We start from the raw sequence: 19,333 nt of genomic DNA on the forward strand, positions 1-19,333 counted from the left end.
TGAAATTTAACAGGATATTTAAATACAGAAAAAATATAATATAAAATAATAATTATTTATCGTAAAACAATAAATGGTGTATTATAATCAAATTAATAAAAATGTGAGGTGTTTTTTATGAAGCAAGGTTCAACATTCTTTTTAAGGATAGCTGTTATTCTGATTGGAGCTCCCGTTCTTGGTTTATGTCTATTTGGCATACCTTGGTTGGCTAATCATCCAGTAAATCCAGATTATGCCCACATGCTATATCCTCTTTTAATCATTATGTATGGGACAGCGATCCCATTTTTCACTGCTTTGTATCAGGCTTTCAGGCTCTTAAACTATATTGACACGAACATAGCATTTTCTAACTTTTCTGTAAGAGCTTTAAAAATGATAAAATACTGTGCAATCACAATCGGTATCCTTTATTTGGTAGGCATGCCATTTTTATATCTCATCGCAGAGATGGACGACGCCCCTGGTATCATCGTCATCGGTTTAGTAATTATTTTTGCTTCATCGGTTATCGCGGTCTTTGCTGCGGTTCTCCAAAAACTTTTACAAGAAGCGATCAATATTAAATCAGAAAATGATTTAACGGTTTGAGGTGGATATCATGGCAATTGTAATCAATATTGATGTGATGCTGGCTAAAAGGAAAATGAGTGTAACAGAACTTTCGGAGAGGGTTGGAATAACAATGGCTAACCTTTCTATCTTGAAAAATGGAAAGGCAAAGGCGATTCGATTTTCAACTTTAGAGGCCATTTGTAAGGCTTTAGATTGTCAGCCTGGTGATATTTTAGAGTATCGAAGTGATGAAGAAGCTAAAGAGTAAATGGAGGCAAAATAAATGAGAGCAGTAAAACAACTCGTTCGTTTTGGTTGGGAGCAGGCCCTATCATGTTTGTTTCCTGTCATTATTTTTGCCTCTTTGGCTTTAACGCAAGTCATGTCACTTCCCTTCCTGCCACGGTATGACTGGATGCTCATCATTTGCCTTCTTATGCAGTGGTGGATGGTGAGTTCTGGGCTTGAAACAAGAGATGAGCTAAAGGTGATCACATTGTTCCACGTTATTGGTCTTGCTCTTGAACTTTTCAAGGTACATATGGGCTCGTGGTCTTATCCAGAAGAAGGATATTTTAAAATTTTTGGAGTGCCTTTGTATAGTGGATTTATGTACGCAAGTGTAGCGAGTTATCTTTGCCAGGCGTGGCGGAGGTTGAAGGTTGAGTTGATAAAGTGGCCACCGTTTTTAGTCGTTGTCTCTCTTGCAGCTGCGATTTATTTGAATTTCTTCACTCACCATTATTGGATTGACGTTCGTTGGTGGTTATCTGGCCTGGTCATTATCGTCTTTTGGAAATCATTGGTCACATACGAGGTGGATGGAACTCGTTATCGTATGCCACTCTCCCTATCTTTTGTGCTCATTGGGTTTTTTATATGGATAGCCGAAAATATCGCAACATTCTTTGGAGCCTGGGAATATCCCAATCAAACTGATGCGTGGAGTCTCGTTCATTTAGGAAAGCTAAGTTCATGGCTCTTATTAGTGATTGTTAGTTTTCTTATAGTAGCAACGTTAAAGCAGGTTAAGGGGAAGGCAGCTACTAGAGTAGAGACAAGTCAATTTTTATAACTATTAAACTGCGATGCTTTAATAAGGCATTGCTTTTTCTTGTTTTCCTCACGAGGAATTTAATGAAAAATGAATAATTGTCAATGTTTGGGTGAAGGTATACCCAAATACAACTTAGGGTGATGCTAATTGAAGAAAAATATATTTCTTGTGATGCTTATTTTTTGTACCTCTATTTGTGGGGTAAGCAGTGAAACAGCTTCCGCCAAAACAATTAGTGAGTCTCGACCTTTTGAAGAAATTTATCCTGAAATTGGTTATAAAACGGTTGAAGAGGCTGTTAAAGAATTTGAACTTCATTTCAAACAAGACTTAAAACTACCGCTTAGGCTCCCGCCTCTAAGCTTTACACATCATTTCGGAAGGTTTACAGATGCAGATGGTGACATAAACGATTCCCTTGAATTGGAGTTTATTAATGATAAATCACCAGAGAATCATTATTTTATCTTTGTTCGATCTATAGAGCATAAAATTCCAATCAAAGATAAACGTATTGTTAAACTGTATAAACTAAAAAATGGAAATGAAGCAAAGTTTATAAACGTTTCGGAATCGTTCGAATCCCTCGTTTTTGAAAGAGATAATTGGCAATATATGCTTAATATTCCTAAAAGGATTTCAAAAAAGGTCACTCCTGAAATGTTAGTTGAAATAGCTAATTCAATTGATTATCCAAATGAAAAGAAAAATCCATTAGAATAAAACATTATAATTTATCTATTAAATGAACGAATACGGCAAAAGCAACAGGTGAGATCCTTGAATAAGCAGGGATTACTCTTTTTTATTGAAGTAACTAGCTAATAGAGTACTATAAAAGGGATATGGTTAGACAAAGAGGCTCCTGATTCCGCTAAATTGAAAAAATGCGCACCAAAAAAGGGGAAAGTGGATCCTGGTTCCGTTAAAGCCACAAAGCAATTGGATTATAAGCCCGAAACAAGAAAATAACGGAATGAGGATCCAAAAACTACTCAAAACAAGGGATTTGATTGGAATAGCGGAATGAGGTTCCGTCAAAACAGCAAAAGCAAATTGATGTAAATCAGAGGGAACTTTTGTAATAGTATGCGGTGGCCACTAGACCACCGCTATTTTTCAATTGAAATTAACCTTTATATTTTTACATTGATTTCCTTGACCTTTTCCTCTATCCCTACATTTTCTTCAGCAAGCTCTGGGTGGGCTTTACGCAGCACCGGTGGTCTTGCAAGGACAAGAACAACCATTATTAGGAAAGACGCAGATAGAAGGAGGACCCATTGACCTGGAAAGATATCGTACAGAAAGCCGTACATTACCATTCCAAATGGAATGAGTGACATGGACATCGTTTCAATAATCGAAAATACACGGCCTTTATACGCGTCATCGATTGTGTTTTGTAACATGACTTGTAACGGTGTGTTGATAACGATAATGATTAAGCCGAGACAGAACATGAGTACCAAATAATAAGCAAATACGAGGTTATACGTTAAGGTGCTAATCAACGGTAAGGAAACGGATCCCATCAAAATACCTAACGCTAGGATACCTCGTTTGGAAACAAGCAGTGGAAATTTCACTTCTTTTCTCATTGAAAAATACAGTGACATTAATAGCATCCCCACGGAAAATGCCCCTTGTGTAAAACCGAAATGCTGTGATTCTAGTTTCAGTTTTTCTATAAGAATATAAGAATACCCTACCTCAAAGGCCCCGAACAAAAAGTTTACCAATAGTCCGATCCACAGCATAAGTACAATAACAGGCTGCAATTTCAAATAGCTAATGCCTAGCTTTATGCTCTTTAAGATCGATTCTTTCTGTTCTCCTTTTTCCTCTTCTTTCGGTTGACTGAAAAGCTGGAAGTTCATCGTTGACTCAAGAATAACAGCAAGGATGGATGCGGTCATATAGATCAAAAGAAACACAGGCATTGATACCGTTCCATATAATATCCCCCCAATTGCGGGACTCCCAACTGCTGCAAATGAGATCGACATTTGATTTAAAGACATGGCTTTTTGAATTCGTCCCTTATCAATTAATCCAGTAATAGAAGAAGTAAAGGCTATTCCTGAAAACGTAGAGGCCAAAGACAAAATAATGGTTGTAACATAAATGGAAAGCAAAGAAAGCCCAGAAGTTAACGTTACAATGAGAAGACCAACAATTGTGAGAGTGGTGGCAATTTGAGCGAAAATAACAATTGTTTTTTTCGAGTATCTATCAGTAATCGCTCCAGCAAATGGGGCAAGAATGGCCCTAGGAAGAATACTACAGATTAAGTTCGTCGCAAAGCTTGTAGCAGAACCTGTCATCTGTAAGATGTAGAAACTGATTGCGAATGTATAAATTTGAGCCCCGAATGTAGAAATGAGCTTACTAATCATAAACGTATACAGGTGATAGGTCGCCCTTTTTACTTTCCATTTATCATCCATTTTCGCACCTTCTCTTTAAAAGTTTAATTTAATTAAACAAATCATACCACGCTCATCTCTTTCCTTTCAAGGGAAAGTTTAATATAATTAAACAAATGGGCGAATGGGGGGACTATTTTGCTTGGAGAACGTATTAAGAAATTACGGAAGCAGAAAAAGCTAACACTTGAAGCACTTGCAGGCAAAGAATTATCAAAAGGGATGCTCAGCTTAATTGAAAACAATAAAGCAAATCCATCTATGGAAAGCTTATCTTATATTGCCAAACGACTGGATGTTGATGTTTCTGATTTATTAGATGCCGTCAGCTCAGAGGAACTCCGAGGAATATTAGAAAAAGCAGAAAAAATATATAATGATGATGGTCAAAAAACGGCTAATAAATATAAACAGCTCATTGAACTAATCGAGCCATTATGGGATGTTATCCCTCAAGGGTATGAAGCAGCCCGACTATTAGAAATATATAGCTATTCTCTTTGGAAAGAGAAGAAAGCAAACTGGCTAGAGTCTTCCGAAACCGCAGCAAACATGTTTGATCAATTGAATATCTCTTCTAATCGGGCTTCCATTGCTATTTTTTGGGTAAATCAAAAATTTCTTGAACACAAATACGACGAAGCTTTAACGATCTTTTTACAAGAACGAAAGATCATTGAAACCACTTTTGCTTATATTGATCCTTTAACAAGGCTTGATCTTGATTATCATGAAGCAATATTGCATTTTGCTGTGGGCAATTCTCAGTCAGCCATAAGGATCATGGAAAATGCGATCCAGTTTTCAAAGGAAAAAAAAGTCTTTTACCGTATAGATGATTTATATCGACTTGCTGCCTGCGAGGGTATGCTTTCTAGGGATGACAAGAAGAAAAACTTCTATTTAGAAAAGCTAAAGCAATACGGGGAGTTTGCGGACAATCAGTTCTCTATATATTTTTATAAGCTTTTTTATATCATGGACCTCATCTCAGAAGAAAAGGAATATGAAAAGGCATTGGAAGAGATTGACCAGTTGCTTTCAGACTCGGATACAATCGAGTTTTATGATCCATGGTTTACTTTGGAAAAGGGGAAGGCATGTTATTATTTAGGTCGCAATGAAGAAGCGTTATTTTTGTTAAATAAGGTTGTCATTCCAGACGTACATCATCCTTTTGATTTATCAATATTGTATGTCGTAGATACATTTAAAGCTCTATGTCAACGTAAGTTAGGAGATAAACAAGCGGCTTCCCAGACAATGGAACAGGCGTATGCTAATTACAGCTTATTGCCTTCTACACCTTTTAAAGAATTTACGATGGAGGTATATGGGGAGATTAAAAGATGAAAATTTTGTTACCTTGAGGGACAGGGACAGAGGGGACAGGAAAGGTGTCCCAGTTTCACTTTGATCATAATAACTTGGGACAAGGAACCTGTCTCTGATGTGTATTTAGTTTATGAGGGACAAAAGGAGTTGGAAAAGCGGTTGGGAAGTTCTTCATAAAGCCGATGAGGGACAAAACAATGCGGAAATGCAAAGTAAATGTCCTTCATGAATTATAAGGGTAGCGTAGCTTGAATGAGGGTGGATCAAGTTAGAATATTTACTCCACGAAAGAGCGTAGTAGTTGAAAAGGTTCATCCTAAAGTTCTTGTGAGCGGATAACGTTTGTATAGAATCCTAAGAAACTACAGAGTTTGTTTTGATGATTTGTAGTTTCTTTTTTTGTGTTTACACTGCTCAGCTTCCCCTCACCCCAAACACTCAGCTAATCTCCGAACCCCTTCTTCAATCTCTTCCTCGCATAAATGACCATATCCTAATATCATCTGGTTTTGATGCTTTCCTTTTTTTATCGCATGATCCTCCACTGGGTAGACTCGAATGCCGTTATCGCGCATTTTCTTCACGAAATCCTCTGTAAAAACTCTATGTTGATACTCTGCTACAAGGTGCAATCCAGTCGAATGTCCCAATATCTTCACTTGATGTGAAAAATGTTCTTCCATTACTTCAACCAGATGATCGCGTCTCTTTTTATAGATTTTTTTCATTTTATGGATATGTCGTTCTAAATATCCTTCTTCCATAAAACATCCTAAGGTGATCTGCTCTAATGACGGAGTATGCAGATCTGTGAACCATTTTAACTTACGGCACTCTTTAATTAAGTGTGGAGGAAGGATGAGATATCCTAGACGCAGAGCGGGCGATAGTATTTTGCTAAAGGAACCGATGTAAATAACGTGATCGGTATCTAAGCCTTGCAAAGAGCTGATCGGCGCCCCTTCATAACGAAACTCGCTATCGTAATCATCCTCGACAATGTAGCAGCCAGTTGCTCTTGCATATTGAATCAGCTGGATTCGGCGCTGAATCGGCAAAGTGCTCCCTAATGGATACTGATGGGAAGGGGTGACAAAGATACATTTTGGGTTAAAATCTGGGGTGATTAATTCTGTCCTCATTCCATGTTCATCGACAGGGATTGAATGAAGGATGGAACCGGGTGTTGAAAAAATCGTTTGAATATCTCTTGTAACGGGATCCTCCATCAGAATTTGATCGCCTTTTTTAAGCAGCAGCTTTGCTACAAGCGTTAACGCTTGCGTCGCACCGGATGTGATGACAAGCTGATGAGGCTGGCACTGGACCCCGCGTGATTTCACTAAATAACGGACGAGGGCCTGTCTTAGTTCAGGGCGTCCTTCCGGATAGCCGTAGCTAAAAACTGTATGAGAGCTGTTCATACAAACATCATAAGACAATTTCGCCCATATCTTTCGCGGAAAGAACTGTAAGTCAGGCAGTCCGGAGCGAAAGTCGATTAAATCTTTTTCGTTAGAGAGCTCATCACGTTCATAGAAAGGATCGCTTTTCGTATGATACTGCTGTTCTAAATAAGCTCCTTCAGCAACAAAGGTCCCGGAACCGTGACGTGCTTCGATATAGCCCTCAGCGATCAATTGCTCATAGGCCTCTAACACAACATTGCGGGAAACGTCTAATTCGTTTGCGAGCTGGCGTGTCGATGGCAGTCTCTCTCCTGCAAGAAGATTCCCATGTAAGATTTGTGTGCGTATTTGTGTATAGACTTGGCGGATGAACGGAATGTCTCGTTTTTGATCAATTGGAATCCAAATCATATTTTCCCCTCTCATAATAAAAAAATTGGTACTGCCAAACTTTGCGATAAGTGGTACTACTGTCAACCAGTTTACCATGGTAGGTTAGAATAAGGAATTTTATTCCAGGTTATAGGAGGGAATATAGATATGAATGAAAGGATCTCGGCTCATCTAAAAATAATTTTCGCGATGGCGATCGTCGGAAGCTCAGTCGTTGCAGGAAAATTGCTCGTCGAAAGCTTTCCTGTGTTTCTCGCTTCCGAATTACGGTTTCTCATCGCCGCCCTCATTCTCGTTCCGTTGCTGCTGAAAATAGAAGGAATTCCGGCTTTCAGCAAAAAAGATATCGGGATTCTCTTTTTACAAGCGCTATCCGGTGTCTTTTTATTCAGTATATTTATGCTGAATGGGTTAAAATACTCAACCGCCATGGAAGGAGGTATCATTACGAGCACGCTGCCAGCTGTTGTCGCTGTTATTGCATTTATCATGCTAAAAGAAAAGCTGACAAGATTTACGTTCATCGGCATTTTTTTAGCAGTAGGTGGAACACTCGCCATTAATATATCTGGCGCGTTCTCAGACATTGAGCGCGGCGCCGCCCCCATACTAGGAAATCTATTAATCATTGGTGCTGTCATTGGCGAAGCCTTGTTTATTATTTTTGGAAAATCGATTTCAAAAAGAGTCTCGCCCCTGGCCATCTCAACGATGGTAAGCGTATTTGGCGTCATTCTTTTCTTACCGCTTGCGATCTATGAAGCGACAAGTTTTCCTCTTACGGAAGTGTCACTAAAAGATTGGGGACTTATCTTCTATTTTGGAGTGGTAGTCACCGTTCTTGCTTTTGTTCTAATGTATCAAGGAATTGAAAAAGTTCCAGCAAGCACAGCCGGTGTCTTAACTGGTGTCTTGCCGATTAGTGCTGTGCTGCTCTCATCCTTGATTCTAAAAGAAAGCCTCTCATCGTTTCATGTCATTGGCATGGTGTTTGTCTTAGCCGCTATTTACTTGATTTCGGTTGATTCGAAAGCTGCGAAAAAGGAAGCGTCTCTAAAAGAGAAGAAAGTCATTTCCTAAAGGCGTTGTCCCAAAGCCTCAGGTGCTGTAGTGTACTGGGTTCGCGGACAATAAGTTCTCTATATATTTCTATAAGCTTTTCCATATCATGGCGAGGTATATTAGCAGATTAAAAGATAAAAATTTGTTGACTTGCAAAACCGTTAAGTCTCAACTTACATTTTTTACCAAATGTAAGTTGAGACTTAATCTACAAGAGAAGTATAAAAGTTATAGTCAACTCTAGTGCAACAAAAAAATTAGAAAATAGGGAAGCCATTTTAGCATCCTTGACCTATTGATTTTTTTGTTAAGTTCTTCCAGTGTAAATTGCATGTGATCAGAGCTTACTATACGTAAGTTGTAGTAGGAAACATAGAACCACCTGGTTTCATAAAAAATCATGAAATATAGGTGGTTTTCTGTTACTGGTTAATCTTTATTTTATTGTTTTTATGAATATCTTCTGTTCCGGCACCCAAAGCAGTCTTGTAATATAAGCATTTATGTTCGATAAGTTCCATTGTTTTTTTAATTCTTCCATTTGTGCTTCTACAATGGCTTTTCGCTCCATAAACATGTCATGTCTTTTTTGCAACGTGGAATCCCCATCCGAACACCAATCAATGAAACTTTTAATCTTCTTAATAGGCATCCCGGTAGATTTCAGACATTCAATTACTTTTAAAGCGCTGATATCGGATTCTTTAAACAACCGTGCTCCGCTAGATGTCCGTTCCACAAAGGGTATAAGCCCCTCCTTGTCGTAGTAACGTAAGGTGTATACTGTTAGATTCAATTCTTTGGCAACTTCGCTGATAGAATATGTCTTCATCTATTTCCTCCGATTTAAAATGATATAGACCTCGAGTTAACTCGATATTATTAGGGTATATTACTACGGTATTTGCTGAGTGTCAAAGCACCTTAAAGGGAAAATAGCTAGATTAATTAAAAGCTGTATAGAGTGTGGATCATCCTAAGAAAATATTAATTAATCGCTTGACCTAGAGTTAACTATAAGGATTATTATTGTTTTGCAAGAGAAAGTTGGAGATGAACAGAGGGGAATTTATCATGAGTTCATTTCGCTCGAACCAAGCACATTCTCTTACTTTTGAAAAATATAATTATTTGGAGGTCTTTCTATGATAACTGCTAAAGCACGAGCTGTCGACGGTCCAGACAAACCCTTTCGAGCAGCTGAAATTAAACGACGCGATCTTGATTCGAATGATGTTCTAATTGAAATTAAATTTGCAGGCATATGCATTCTGACATCCATACGGCTCACGGTGAATGGGGAGAAGTGAACTATCCTCTCGTACCTGGACATGAGATTGCAGGAGTGGTTACAGCTGTAGGACCTGACGTTACAAAGTATAAAATGGGTGACCGAGTTGGGGTCGGTTGTATGGTTGACTCTTGTGGTGAATGTAAGAACTGCCACAAAGGAGAGGAACAATACTGCATAAAAGGAAATGTTCCTACATACGCTGGAGTTGATAAATACGGTGAGCCTACTCAGGGTGGCTATTCTACACATATAGTTGTAACTGAAGACTTTGTAGTTAGAATTCCAGATAACATTCCGCTTGATGCAGCGGCACCATTACTTTGTGCAGGTATTACTACATATTCGCCACTTAATCATTGGGATGCTGGACCAGAGAAGAAAGTAGCGGTTGTTGGTATGGGCGGTCTTGGTCATATGGCTGTCAAGATTGCACATGCCATGGGTGCAGAAGTTACCGTTCTCTCTCAATCATTGAAGAAAAAAGAAGATGGTCTAGAGTTCGGTGCTGATGACTACAATGCTACAAGTGATCCTGAGACATTTAATAAACTTGCTGGAACTTTCGATCTGATTATTAACACGGTAAGTGCAAAAATAGACATTAATGCTTACTTCTCGCTGTTAGCGCTAGATGGAACTCTAGTAAACGTTGGCGCGCCTGCAGAACCATTGTCAGTCAATGTGTTCTCGCTTATCCCTCATCGTCGTTCATTTGCAGGGTCAATGATTGGGGGGATCTGTGAGACTCAGGAGATGTTAAATTTCTGTGCAGAACATAATATTCTTCCTAAAATTGAAGTAATCTCGGCCGATCAAATTGACGAGGCATACGAACGCGTATTAGCTTCAGATGTGAAGTATCGATTTGTAATTGACACTAGCACAATGTAAGTTACGTCAATGATTGGTTTTCAAAGTATTTTTAAGGTGTCCTAAAAGCCTGGTTTTTGGGGGAGGGCACTGAAAAAGGGCGTTTTCTCCTTTTTCAGTGCCCTCTTTTTGGGTATCCTTTTTATTAAAGTATATGTTGGTTTAATTTATAGACCTTATTTCATGTCCAACTTACTATTAAGACATTACTCAATAGAAACCCAATAGGAGATAAGATAAATGATGAAAATAAATTTAAGTATATATGTATTAATCGTTTTCCTGCTCGTTGGGTGTTCATCAAAAGAACAACAAAATGCAATAGACAACGAGCAAACTGCTTCAAATGAGCAGGGGAATGTAGAGTTAGAAGTGATTGCAGAAAACCTTGATATTCCTTGGTCAACAGAAAAGCGTGATCATACTTTCTATTTAACAGAAAGACCAGGATCCATCATAAAATTGGAAAATGGAGAAGTGGAACGACAAAGAGTAGAACTTAAGCAAGATATTTCGACAGCTCCCGAGGCAGGATTATTAGGATTTGTGCTTGCCCCCGACTTTGCTGAATCAAATCTAGCTTATGCTATCTATACATATGTAGATGACTTTGGACAATTTAACCGTATTGTAATCCTCCGTTTGGAAGATAACATTTGGAGGGAAGAGAGTTTGCTTCTCGATCATATCCCAAGTGGTACGTACCATCATGGCGGAAGGCTTAAAATCGGACCCGATGGAATGCTTTATGCAACAACCGGTGATGCGTCTGAACCGAGTATCGCACAAGATCTTGATTCACTAGGTGGAAAGATTTTACGAATGAATCTTGATGGCTCCATTCCAAGTGATATTCCATTTCCAGATTCCTATATGTAAAGTTATGGACACCGAAATCCCCAAGGCATTACCTGGTCGACTGATGGTACGTTCTATTCAAGTGAGCACGGCAGCAGAGCAAATGATGAGGTCAACTTAATCGAAGCTGGTCAAAATTATAGCTGGCCGATTATTGAAGGCGATGAGGAACAAGAAGGAATGGTTTCACCGCTACTCACTTCAGGTGAGGCAGACACTTGGGCTCCATCTGGAATGGACTATTATAATGGTAAATTGTATGTTGCTGCATTAAGAGGATCTGCTGTATTAGAATTTGACCTTGAAACACGTGAACAACGAGAAGTAATAACTGGACTAGGTAGAATTCGGGATATTTTCATTGAGGATGACTTCCTTTATTTCATTAGCAATAATACAGATGGTCGCGGTACACCACAGGAAAATGACGATAAGCTATATCGAATTTCGCTTGCAGAATTAAATGAATAGAAATGGAAATTGAAAAAGAGAAGGTGAATATCAATGGAAATTCGTGATTTTTTAGCACATTTGAACCGTGGTGAGACAGTTGAGGGTGGTTCAGAAGTACATCAAATGATGCATGAACTAGCTCAGGAGGCGCTGAAACTAACTGCCCAGATCAACGGAAGTTATCATCCCCCGGAAGAAATTCGAAACTTGTTTTCTGACCTAATAGGCAGTCCCGTGGATGAGACATTTGCCATGTTCCCTCCTTTTTATACGGACTGTGGTAAAAATATCAATGTTGGAAAGAATGTCTTTATCAATTCTGGATGTCGTTTCCAAGATCAGGGCGGCATTACAATTGGCGATGGGGTGCTCATCGGACATAATGTTGTTTTGGCTACCCTTAACCACGACATTAATCCCAACAAACGTAGCACACTGCATCCTGCGCCCATAGTGATAGGTAATAATGTATGGATTGGAGCAAACGCGACAGTTGTTCCTGGTGTGACCATTGGTGACGGTGCGATTGTCGCCGCTGGTGCTGTTGTCACCAAGGATGTACCGCCTAACGTTATTGTTGGCGGTGTACCTGCAAAAATTCTTAATGAAATTGATAACAGTAAGGAGTAATACGGCTGATTTATGAAAATATATTTGCCCATGTTGTCGGTATAAAAATTGTACTTGAACGGGTGCAATGCTTGAACAAGATGTTTAAAATAGATAGTGTGATCGTCTATATTTTGGATGATTGGATGGAATTGCTATAAGCAATATATACCCAATAAACAATAAAAAGGGGAACCAAAATGACAGAGAAAAGTAAGGAATTGACACTAGAACAAAGTGAAGAATTATTCAAAGCATTGAAAGCTCGATTTGAGAAAAATATGAACCGCCATGAAGGTCTTGAATGGGTTAAAGTCCAAGCAAAACTGGAAGCTAATACGGAAAAACTTTGGTCGCTCAATGAAATGGAAAGAACTGGCGGTGAGCCGGATGTGGTTGGGTATGATGAAAAAAGGGGCGAATACATCTTTTATGACTGTTCACCAGAAAGTCCAAAAGGTCGCCGAAGTGTTTGTTACGATCGGGAAGCACTGGAGTCAAGGAAAAAATATAAACCAGAAAATACAGTGATGGACATGGCTGCTGACATGGGTATTGAGCTTTTATCGGAAGAAGAATACCGTGAGTTGCAAAAACTTGGAAATTTCGATATGAAAACATCAAGCTGGGTGAAAACACCTGCTAATATTCGAAAACTCGGCGGTGCTATCTTTTGTGATCGTCGTTACGACACGGTTTTTATGTATCATAATGGAGCAGATTCTTACTATGGTGCCAGGGGTTTCCGTGGTTCGCTAAAGGTCTAAGCTACTCCTTTCTACAATATCAGCCAAACGTTGATACATGCACCTTTTATTGTTGGCCACATCATCTTACCTCTGTTTTAATATGGACATTTAAAGCAGAGGAGGTGGAATAAAAAATTGCTAAAAGATACCCAAATTTTAAATGCCATTGGTTTGTTATAGGCGCAATTCTATGTTTTAACTATACCAAAGAAAAATATGTTGTATGAGCAAGGGGGCGTATCCCTTTAGTTTCGCAAAACGAATAAAAGACTAGATCCGTCCCGTTGCTTCTCAGATATTTTCTTTAGTAGTAATATCCTTTACAACATCTTCTAAAGTAACATTCCTTAAAACCTTTTCCATTGCCAATTGTGCTGCTGTAAATAATGGTTCAATTGTATTCTGGATGTTCCTGCCTATGGGACAATCAGGATGTGGACTTTCATGTATGCTAAATAATTCTTTCTCCTGTACAACATTTACTGCCTTATAAACGTCGAACAGTGTGATATTCGATAATTCCTTTGCAAGTTTAGCCCCTGCAATACCTGGATGTACCTCGATCAAACCAGCTTTTTTTAGCATTCCCATTAGTTTTCTTATCACGGCTGGGTTCGTGTTAACACTTGAAGCTAAATATTCAGAAGATGTTACTCCTTCTTTATTAAATTCAATTAGAGTCAATATATGAATTCCGACAGCGAATCGACTGCTGATGGACATGTTCAGTCACCATCCCTATGAACTAATCCGTTAATTAATATTAATATCATCATGTAATTAATTTGATTACACGTTTATTATACCAAAGTTAAAACAAAAAAATAAATAGCATTTCAGGTGTTGACAAATTGAATACGTGTAACTAAAATAATTACATGTAATCGATATTATTACAAGTAAAACGAAATGGGAGGAATACACAAATGAAAATATTAGTCTCAGGAGCAACAGGGAAATTAGGTTCAAAGGTTGTAGAATCATTACTGGAATCTATACCTGCAAGTGAGTTGGCAGTGAGTGTTCGAAATCCAGAGAAGGCAGAAGGACTGCGTGCTCGTGGAGTGGAAGTTCGTCAAGGTGATTTTGACCGACCAGAAACATTAGATAATGCTTTTGCAGGGATTGACCGCTTATTAATTATTTCTGCCGATGGTGACAATGAAACAAGGATTCAACAACATACTAATGCCGTTCAAGCAGCAGAGCGTGCAGGGGTAAAATTTATTGCTTACACAAGTTTAGCAAATGCAACAGAAAGCAATAATTTAATGGCCCCTCCTCATGTAGCGACAGAGGCAGCTATCATAAAGACAGGTATCCCATATTCTTTCTTGCGTAACAATTGGTATTTAGAAAACGAAATCGGAAGCATTCAAGGTGCTATGGGAGGAGCTCCGTGGGTAACTTCTGCTGGAGAAGGTAAAGTAGGCTGGGCGTTGCAACAAGATTATGCAGATGCAGCGGCAGCGGTTCTTGTTGGGAGCGGGCATGAAAATACAGTGTATGAACTTTCTGGTCCTCTTTTAACTCAAGAAGAATTGGCATCGGCTCTTGGGAATGTATTGAATAAGGAAGTACCTGTACAACATGTTAGTGACGAAAAATATGCAGAGATCATGAAAGGTATAGGTTTACCTGATTTTGTAATTCCGATTGTAGTAGGAATTCAAGAAAGCATTCGAAACGGTTCACTAGAAGTGGAAAGCAATGATTTTGAGAAAGTTCTTGGTCGCCCAGTTACACCGATCAACGATGCGCTTTCCCAACTTGTTAATGCAACTACACAAACAAAATAAAATGAAAGAGCCTAAAATATGCAGATATTATACACTTTGTATATTTAGACTCTTTTTCCACCCTAAAACGTACGGCCATAAACACCATTTCTGATTGTCGAATACACCAAGTGCTTTATTGTGGAGCAGTCCCAATTTGAAACGAAATTGATAAAAACAGTTGACACTAGGAATTAAGTAGTTATATAATTATCTCGAATTCGAGATGATTTACAATAGTGATAGTAGTTGATAGATATTCAAGACATTAAACAAGTGGAGAAGGATTTATCAATTAGTAGTAGTATAATGTATGTGGTCAACAAGTTAGAAAGAAGAAATGTATAGAGAGAAACCTTGACCAAAAGACCGCCGTATCACGTATGCTGCAATCAGAATAGAGGGAACAACATAGTCTTGAATGAAAAAAGAGTTGGATCCAACAGTTAAAAAAGGTAGGTTATCATACTTAAGGTATAGACCTATAAAATTTTTTGGGGATAATTATCTCGTATTCATAATATATTAAATGGTAGTATACAAAATTAAAATAAGTGAATTGAAAATAAATTCAGTTATTACAAAAAAATTGGAGGAGAAATTATGTTAAACAAAAATGAAATCGGAGCATTTTTATTACGTGTAGTGTTAGGGATTGTGTTTTTAGCACATGGTGCAGCGAAGTTCCAAGGAGGTATTGAAAATATAGTAGGCTGGTTTGATAGTATCGGTTTACTAGGAGGCCTGGCTTATATCGTAGCTACTATTGAATTAGTTGGAGGAATTGCTTTAATCTTAGGTATTGGTACACGGATTGTTTCTGCATTAATAGGGATTATCATGATTGGGGCAATTTTCACGGTACAATTAGCAGCAGGATTTTTAGATGGGTACGCTTATGATCTTGTTTTACTGATGATCGCTGTTTACCTAGTATTGAATGGTAGTAAAATGCTATCTCTTGGTCAACTTTTCTTTAAAGGTCAAGAAAACAACAAACCCTTTGCAAAATCAGCGTGATTATCTCGAATTAGAGAAGAATGAATTTGAAGTATGAGTTAGGACGTTTAATTAAGTAAAAGAACATGGAAACATTGAAGATGACTAATTTTCAATGGAGGTGGTTCTTACTAGAATAAATAGATAAGACTAAAGGAGAAATTAATATGGGGATTTTCGAAAAACTATTTGGAAAAACAAAGGAGTCGGAAAAAATGTCAAACGTAAAATTAGCTGTTATTTATTACAGCATGGGTGGAACAAACTATCAATTATCGAAATGGGCGGAAGAAGGTGCAACAGAAGCAGGAGCTGAAGTGAAGGTGGTAAAGGTACCTGAACTTGCTCCACAACATGTAATTGATGAAAATGAAGGTTGGAAAGCACATGTTGAAGCAACGAAAGATGTTCCTGAGGTTACTTTAGATGACCTTGAATGGGCAGATGCGATTATTTTCAGTGTACCAACACGTTTTGGAAATATACCAGCACAAATGAAGCAATTCCTAGATACAACTGGTGGATTATGGTTTAACGGGAAGCTTGTAAATAAAGTAGTAAGTGCCATGACTTCAGCTCAAAATTCTCACGGCGGTCAAGAAGCAACAATCTTAAATCTTTACACTACAATGCATCACTGGGGTGCAATTGTTGCATCACCTGGTTACACGGATCCAGTTCAGTTTACTTCCGGCGGAAATCCATATGGTGTAAGTGTAACAGTCGGCCAGGATGGAAAAATGATTGAAGATGTGGAAGCAGCTGTGAAACATCAAGCGAAGCGTACAGTTACAATAGCTGAATGGGTGAAAAAAGGAAATCAATAATGGAAATGGAGCCAATCAGATTAATCTGATTGGCTCCAACCTATAATGTCGCAAGTTCATATGTGCTAAGTGTTATGCCTCTTTTTATCTTAATGGGGATGATTCTCTTTTATAGTGGATTAGGAAAAGATTTATTTGATGGAGCCGACCGTTGGCTTGGGCATGTACGCGGTGAATTAGCTATGACTCTGTTTTCTATGGTTTATTACATCTAAATTCTTTTAAGCTCTTACTACTAAATAAACTCTATTATATATAACCGCTAAAATTGACTACTCGGACATCATCTGTTTGGCTTCAAAATATAATGTTTGAATAAATTTTTTTGTATTTACTCGAGTAGAAGTTACCGGAGAACCAGATTCGTTTTTTAATTCTAACATTCTTTTTCGAACAACTGTAAAATCAAAAAAATGGGAGGCATACTTTTCAAAAAGCACATTTGAAAAGTCTGTAAGTCCAAGAGATGCTAAGTGATTTAAGGAATGATAAATCGTTCTTCGGACCCGCTGTTTAGACGCTTTAATCTCTTTTCTTAGATCTTCATCATCTGCAGTTGCTCCTAGCTTTTTTGCAGCTATCTGCTCATAAATAGTTGTAAGAGAGGGCATTTCGTGATCAAATGTATATTTCTTCTCAAAATTAAATAAATATACTAATATATCTAGTAAATCTCTAGACCCGCTTTCGCCAGAAATACCTAATTCAGATAAGAGAAATTGACCATAAGTCTTAATATTACCCTCTTTATAAGCAGTAGGTTTCCACTTAGGTTCAATCTGAAGGACGGTATTTAACGACTTTTGAATGTCATAAATCGATTTTTCTAAGCGGATATGCTCCATCACTTTTTGAAGCACAGCTAATACTTCGATTTTATTAATCGGTTTATTCACATAGTGCTCTATCCCAAGTAAATACGCTTCACAAATTAGATCCTTTGATTCTATTTGAGAGATCATAATGATTTTTCCCTTAAACGTAGGTTTGATTGCTCGAATCGTTTCAAGACCATCACGATGAGGCATTAGTAAATCAATTAATAAAATATCGACCTTTTTTATGTTTAATGTTTCTCCATCCAATAATGCACCATCTTCAGATTCACCTACAACTTGCCCTAGGTCTTCATCCTCTATAAATTGAGCGAGCATAGAACGAACGATTTCATCATCATCGGTAATATAGAAGTTCATCTAGAACACTCCTTTTCTACTAAATTTTCAACTGGCAAGCTAATTGTAAATACAGTTCCTTTATTCCCTGGTCTACTTTGGAAGGTGACGGTGCCGTTAAGTTTTGTGACCATATCCTCTACAAAGGTTAATCCAATGCCTGTTGAGGGATTACCCATAAGGTCAAATTTAGAAGTGAAGCCAGGTTTGAATATTAATTTTTTATGCTTATCAACAATCCCGACTCCATCGTCTTCAATGTTAAATTCAACCCAATTCTGCTCTGCGACCACTTCTATTTTAATAGTTCCCTTATCAGTAATAGCTTCTACGGCGTTTGCAACTACATTATTGAGAATCGATAAAATCGTATAGATATGGTAACGAGAGTGCACTCCCTCAATCGTATAACTAAATTTAACTTCTTTATCTAATAAGCGAGCATACTTTTCATTGGCTCGAACAATAATATGAATGAGCTCAGTGATATTGACATAATCTGAGAAACTTTCATTTGTAATAAGTTTAGACAATCCAGCAAAAATTCTTTGATTGTCTTTTTTTATGTCATGTACCTCACCAGCGATTTCTAATAGTTGTTGACGAGTACTTTTGATGACATTGCTGTTATTAAATTGATCCTGATTTAATCCTCTATATAGCTCGTAAGCCTTTCTAGTAATTGCCTCGGAGTTTTGAAGTGATTTTTTCAAGTGAATCGATTCCTCATACAAATTGGAGACGAGCATGAGCATATGTTCATTTTGCTTTCGAACCTCCCGCTCCCGTGATTGGGTCTCATACAACTTCATCATACTAAAAACACCTAAGACCATAAAGCTATGAGAAAGAGCTATGATAACCATTTCCGTTAAAGAGGTAGAAGTAATGGTCATTTCAAATACAAGATATTGCACGAATAGCTCTGAAAAGTCTGATATTAATTCAATGATGATGCCAAATAAGCCAATGATCAAGGGGCGGTGATGGTAACGATTAACTTTCATTACATAAAAAAGACAAGTATAAGTGAAATAAAAGAAAAAAGTGGGATAATGTGATTCAAACGATGTTAACCAGTTAAAGTTGTTTAGCATGAGCCAATCTAGTAGAATTCGAAAAATGACAACTACAGAAGCAGTTAAAAAACCTGGAATAATAGCGGTGTTTCTTAAAAATAGTAGAAATAGAAAAAGAACGGGTGGGCCTAAACTAACACGAAATGTTTCATTAATGGGGTAAAAATTAATTTCGCCCGCTAGTGGAACAAAAAGGATCATAAAAATAATAATCGTACGTTCTTTTTTTAGTAAGGGATAAAGGTTCAAAGGTGTCACTCCTAGAGCTTTGTCAAAAAGACTACCAAAGATTTAAGCATAATTCTATATAAAAAGTTATTTTTATTCAACTATATTTGCGATAAATTAGGGGCAATGACTCCACACGCTGCACGTTAACGGGTATTCCATTGGCTTTAG

17 protein-coding genes and 3 pseudogenes are annotated in these 19,333 nt (G+C 37.9%); 14 read left to right on the top strand and 6 right to left on the bottom strand.

The genetic code is table 11. From position 1 onward, the window contains the following. The first annotated feature begins 117 nt into the window (after positions 1-117). From SAY88_RS10590 to SAY88_RS10605, 4 genes are all read left to right on the top strand, one after another. Positions 118-594, top strand: coding sequence for a DUF2975 domain-containing protein (locus SAY88_RS10590; RefSeq protein ID WP_332631674.1), 477 nt, complete (start codon positions 118-120; stop codon positions 592-594). A 10-nt stretch (positions 595-604) separates the two neighbouring features. Continuing rightward, entirely contained in the window at positions 605-826 is a 222-nt protein-coding gene (locus SAY88_RS10595) for a helix-turn-helix domain-containing protein (protein WP_332631675.1), read from the top strand. Positions 827-841: 15 nt separating this feature from the next. Continuing rightward, a complete protein-coding gene (locus SAY88_RS10600) occupies positions 842-1,633 on the top strand; it encodes a DUF817 domain-containing protein (RefSeq protein ID WP_332631677.1) in 792 nt (263 codons plus the stop codon). 129 nt (positions 1,634-1,762) lie between these two features. Next, on the top strand, positions 1,763-2,338 hold the full coding sequence (locus tag SAY88_RS10605) for a hypothetical protein (RefSeq protein WP_332631679.1): 576 nt from the start codon (positions 1,763-1,765) through the stop codon (positions 2,336-2,338). 413 nt (positions 2,339-2,751) lie between these two features. Here SAY88_RS10605 and SAY88_RS10610 read toward each other — a convergent pair whose 3' ends face one another. Then, positions 2,752-4,065: an MFS transporter gene (locus SAY88_RS10610; protein ID WP_332631680.1), complete on the bottom strand. Its 1,314-nt coding sequence runs from the start codon at positions 4,063-4,065 to the stop codon at positions 2,752-2,754. 117 nt (positions 4,066-4,182) lie between these two features. Between SAY88_RS10610 and SAY88_RS10615 the strand changes: the two genes are divergently transcribed. Beyond that, positions 4,183-5,397 carry a helix-turn-helix transcriptional regulator gene (locus tag SAY88_RS10615; RefSeq protein ID WP_332631681.1) on the top strand — a complete coding sequence of 405 codons (1,215 nt, stop codon included), beginning with the start codon at positions 4,183-4,185 and terminating at the stop codon, positions 5,395-5,397. A 407-nt stretch (positions 5,398-5,804) separates the two neighbouring features. Here the strand turns inward: SAY88_RS10615 and pdxR are convergent, their stop codons facing one another. Continuing rightward, complete coding sequence (gene pdxR / locus SAY88_RS10620; protein ID WP_332631682.1) at positions 5,805-7,199, bottom strand: MocR-like pyridoxine biosynthesis transcription factor PdxR; 1,395 nt, start codon at positions 7,197-7,199, stop codon at positions 5,805-5,807. Positions 7,200-7,328: 129 nt separating this feature from the next. On the opposite strand from pdxR, the gene SAY88_RS10625 reads away from it, so the two are divergent. Further along, on the top strand, positions 7,329-8,261 hold the full coding sequence (locus tag SAY88_RS10625) for a DMT family transporter (RefSeq protein WP_332631683.1): 933 nt from the start codon (positions 7,329-7,331) through the stop codon (positions 8,259-8,261). A gap of 404 nt (positions 8,262-8,665) precedes the next feature. Here the strand turns inward: SAY88_RS10625 and SAY88_RS10630 are convergent. Next, positions 8,666-9,075 (bottom strand): annotated as a pseudogene (locus SAY88_RS10630) (MerR family transcriptional regulator). 313 nt (positions 9,076-9,388) lie between these two features. On the opposite strand from SAY88_RS10630, the pseudogene SAY88_RS10635 reads away from it, so the two are divergent. The 4 genes and pseudogenes from SAY88_RS10635 (at position 9,389) to SAY88_RS10650 (ending at position 13,094) form a co-directional block, all read left to right on the top strand. Further along, positions 9,389-10,428 (top strand): annotated as a pseudogene (locus tag SAY88_RS10635) (NAD(P)-dependent alcohol dehydrogenase). Positions 10,429-10,650: 222 nt separating this feature from the next. Continuing rightward, positions 10,651-11,736, top strand: a pseudogene (locus SAY88_RS10640) (PQQ-dependent sugar dehydrogenase). Positions 11,737-11,769: 33 nt separating this feature from the next. Then, on the top strand, positions 11,770-12,348 hold the full coding sequence (locus tag SAY88_RS10645) for a sugar O-acetyltransferase (RefSeq protein WP_332631684.1): 579 nt from the start codon (positions 11,770-11,772) through the stop codon (positions 12,346-12,348). A 179-nt stretch (positions 12,349-12,527) separates the two neighbouring features. After that, positions 12,528-13,094 carry a DUF4256 domain-containing protein gene (locus SAY88_RS10650; protein WP_332631685.1) on the top strand — a complete coding sequence of 189 codons (567 nt, stop codon included), beginning with the start codon at positions 12,528-12,530 and terminating at the stop codon, positions 13,092-13,094. A 273-nt stretch (positions 13,095-13,367) separates the two neighbouring features. Here SAY88_RS10650 and SAY88_RS10655 read toward each other — a convergent pair whose 3' ends face one another. Next, positions 13,368-13,799: an Rrf2 family transcriptional regulator gene (locus SAY88_RS10655; protein WP_332631686.1), complete on the bottom strand. Its 432-nt coding sequence runs from the start codon at positions 13,797-13,799 to the stop codon at positions 13,368-13,370. A gap of 203 nt (positions 13,800-14,002) precedes the next feature. On the opposite strand from SAY88_RS10655, the gene SAY88_RS10660 reads away from it, so the two are divergent. From SAY88_RS10660 to SAY88_RS10675, 4 genes are all read left to right on the top strand, one after another. Then, on the top strand, positions 14,003-14,875 hold the full coding sequence (locus SAY88_RS10660) for an SDR family oxidoreductase (RefSeq protein ID WP_332631687.1): 873 nt from the start codon (positions 14,003-14,005) through the stop codon (positions 14,873-14,875). Positions 14,876-15,457: 582 nt separating this feature from the next. Then, the gene (locus tag SAY88_RS10665) at positions 15,458-15,874 is read left to right on the top strand and encodes a DoxX family protein (protein ID WP_332631688.1); all 417 of its coding nucleotides are present in this window, start codon (positions 15,458-15,460) and stop codon (positions 15,872-15,874) included. Positions 15,875-16,020: 146 nt separating this feature from the next. Beyond that, positions 16,021-16,680: an NAD(P)H:quinone oxidoreductase type IV gene (gene wrbA / locus SAY88_RS10670; protein WP_332631690.1), complete on the top strand. Its 660-nt coding sequence runs from the start codon at positions 16,021-16,023 to the stop codon at positions 16,678-16,680. A gap of 29 nt (positions 16,681-16,709) precedes the next feature. Then, positions 16,710-16,895 carry a TRAP transporter large permease subunit gene (locus SAY88_RS10675; protein WP_332631691.1) on the top strand — a complete coding sequence of 62 codons (186 nt, stop codon included), beginning with the start codon at positions 16,710-16,712 and terminating at the stop codon, positions 16,893-16,895. Positions 16,896-16,952: 57 nt separating this feature from the next. On the opposite strand, the gene SAY88_RS10680 is transcribed toward SAY88_RS10675, so the two are convergent. Continuing rightward, complete coding sequence (locus SAY88_RS10680; protein WP_332631693.1) at positions 16,953-17,876, bottom strand: response regulator; 924 nt, start codon at positions 17,874-17,876, stop codon at positions 16,953-16,955. After that, entirely contained in the window at positions 17,873-19,135 is a 1,263-nt protein-coding gene (locus tag SAY88_RS10685; protein WP_431308858.1) for a sensor histidine kinase, read from the bottom strand. Before SAY88_RS10685 ends, SAY88_RS10680 begins: the two co-directional genes overlap by 4 nt. Between the last annotated feature and the right edge of the window lie 198 nt (positions 19,136-19,333).

The organism is Halalkalibacter flavus (assembly GCF_036663575.1).
GTDB classification, from domain to species: Bacteria; Bacillota; Bacilli; order Bacillales; family Bacillaceae_D; genus Halalkalibacter; species Halalkalibacter flavus.

What these genes read in the sequence shown, in the direction of transcription:
- SAY88_RS10625 (WP_332631683.1), top strand. Translation starts at nt 7,329, where the DNA reads ATGAATGAAAGGATCTCGGCTCATCTAAAAATAATTTTCGCGATGGCG.
- SAY88_RS10650 (WP_332631685.1), top strand. Translation starts at nt 12,528, where the DNA reads ATGACAGAGAAAAGTAAGGAATTGACACTAGAACAAAGTGAAGAATTA.
- SAY88_RS10645 (WP_332631684.1), top strand. Translation starts at nt 11,770, where the DNA reads ATGGAAATTCGTGATTTTTTAGCACATTTGAACCGTGGTGAGACAGTT.
- SAY88_RS10665 (WP_332631688.1), top strand. Translation starts at nt 15,458, where the DNA reads ATGTTAAACAAAAATGAAATCGGAGCATTTTTATTACGTGTAGTGTTA.
- SAY88_RS10610 (WP_332631680.1), bottom strand. Translation starts at nt 4,065, where the DNA reads ATGGATGATAAATGGAAAGTAAAAAGGGCGACCTATCACCTGTATACG.
- wrbA (WP_332631690.1), top strand. Translation starts at nt 16,021, where the DNA reads ATGGGGATTTTCGAAAAACTATTTGGAAAAACAAAGGAGTCGGAAAAA.
- SAY88_RS10655 (WP_332631686.1), bottom strand. Translation starts at nt 13,799, where the DNA reads ATGTCCATCAGCAGTCGATTCGCTGTCGGAATTCATATATTGACTCTA.
- SAY88_RS10685 (WP_431308858.1), bottom strand. Translation starts at nt 19,135, where the DNA reads ATGATCCTTTTTGTTCCACTAGCGGGCGAAATTAATTTTTACCCCATT.
- SAY88_RS10660 (WP_332631687.1), top strand. Translation starts at nt 14,003, where the DNA reads ATGAAAATATTAGTCTCAGGAGCAACAGGGAAATTAGGTTCAAAGGTT.
- SAY88_RS10600 (WP_332631677.1), top strand. Translation starts at nt 842, where the DNA reads ATGAGAGCAGTAAAACAACTCGTTCGTTTTGGTTGGGAGCAGGCCCTA.
- SAY88_RS10590 (WP_332631674.1), top strand. Translation starts at nt 118, where the DNA reads ATGAAGCAAGGTTCAACATTCTTTTTAAGGATAGCTGTTATTCTGATT.
- SAY88_RS10680 (WP_332631693.1), bottom strand. Translation starts at nt 17,876, where the DNA reads ATGAACTTCTATATTACCGATGATGATGAAATCGTTCGTTCTATGCTC.
- SAY88_RS10595 (WP_332631675.1), top strand. Translation starts at nt 605, where the DNA reads ATGGCAATTGTAATCAATATTGATGTGATGCTGGCTAAAAGGAAAATG.
- pdxR (WP_332631682.1), bottom strand. Translation starts at nt 7,199, where the DNA reads ATGATTTGGATTCCAATTGATCAAAAACGAGACATTCCGTTCATCCGC.